Annotated in this window: 1 protein-coding gene; it reads right to left on the bottom strand. The window is 39.2% G+C overall.

Features of this window, described 5'->3' with window-relative positions; all coding sequences use genetic code 11:
- Window positions 1-1008: carboxypeptidase-like regulatory domain-containing protein (locus AC1DPQ_RS27710; RefSeq protein ID WP_477611562.1), on the bottom strand; the 1008-nt coding region annotated here is incomplete at its 3' end.
- Window positions 1009-1399 lie beyond the last annotated feature (391 nt).

Consider the following 1399-nt stretch of genomic DNA (forward strand, 5'->3'; position numbering starts at 1 on the left):
GCCATATTTAGTACGGGCAACATCTAAAAACTGTGCTAAAGTACTATTGGTGATTCTGAAACGTGCTTCATCAGCGGGCCCATTAACATCGGCAATAATTAATGGGCGAGCATCTTTCTGATGATCTAAACCAACGAAGTAGTGTAATTTATCCTTGATAATCGGGCCACCTAAAGTAAAACCATATTGATAAGTAGAGAAATCATTGTCGCGCTTTACACCTCTAATATCGTAACGGCTGGCTAACCAATCTGCACGGCCATAACCAAAGGCGCTTCCACTTACTGTGTTTGTACCAGATTTAGTTACAGCAGTTACGGTACCTCCACCTGCTCTGCCTAAAGTAACATCATATTGATTGGTTACTACCTTAAACTCGCGAACCGCCTCAATAGAAATTGAATATGGCGCACCACTACGACTCGTCGTACTACCGGCTGATGTTGGGTTTTTAGCATTCATTCCATCAATGGTATAATTTGTAGAAGAACCTAACTGCCCCGAAATATTTCCACCACGGCTTAAAGGAGATAAATCCATTAAGTTAGAAAAATTACGCCCGTTTACGGGTAATTGGTTCATTGTTTTGGCCGAAATTTCTGTAGAAGCGCCAAAGTTTTGAACTTTGTTCCTCAAACCCGAAGCCACGACCTGTACCGCGTCTAAATCCTGCGAAGCTTCCTGCATGGCAACGTTTACCCTAACCACATCGCCAAGGTTTAACATATAGCCATTTCTGATCTGCTCGCCAAAACCTACATAAATGGCTTTTACCGAATAAGGGCCACCCAATGGAAGCTCTTTAAAAGTATACTCGCCCTGAGCGTTGGTAGATGTTTTAGTAGTGAAACCTGTTGAATTGTTTCTGATCTGCACCGAAACTCCAGGAGTAGGTTTCTTTTGTTGATCGGTGATTACACCCGAAATTGATGCCTGGGTTGTTTGTGCAAATGCCCGGTTCTGGACAAGGCAAAACAGGAACAACACTGCAATAAGTAAATTTTTCATCATCATTTGTTTTTTTAACGGTTATAAAGCTTGCCTGAGCCTGTTTTTTTGCTGTTCAGGCAGATTTCATTATGATTAGTTCTGATTTTTTATGATGACAAAGATGTTAATGTGCTGTTAATTGAATCCTGATTTAATATTAATAATAGGTTTAGTCCTTGGTAGTTTTTAGTGCTGATGTTRAGATAAAATGTTTTAGATAAATTGATATTAGGCGGTAGTGTTAAGGAAATGTTACCATCTTTTTTTAAGCATCTAATTGCAAACTACATTTTTGCCACTGCAAGTGCAATAGTCACCAAACACGTACACCAGCATTTTCGATCAACCATTTAAGACATATAAGAGCATTTAAGTTTATATGTCCTTACATTCCTTAAATGGTAAAAAC

Source organism: Pedobacter sp. 01T416_2 (genome assembly GCF_056398925.1).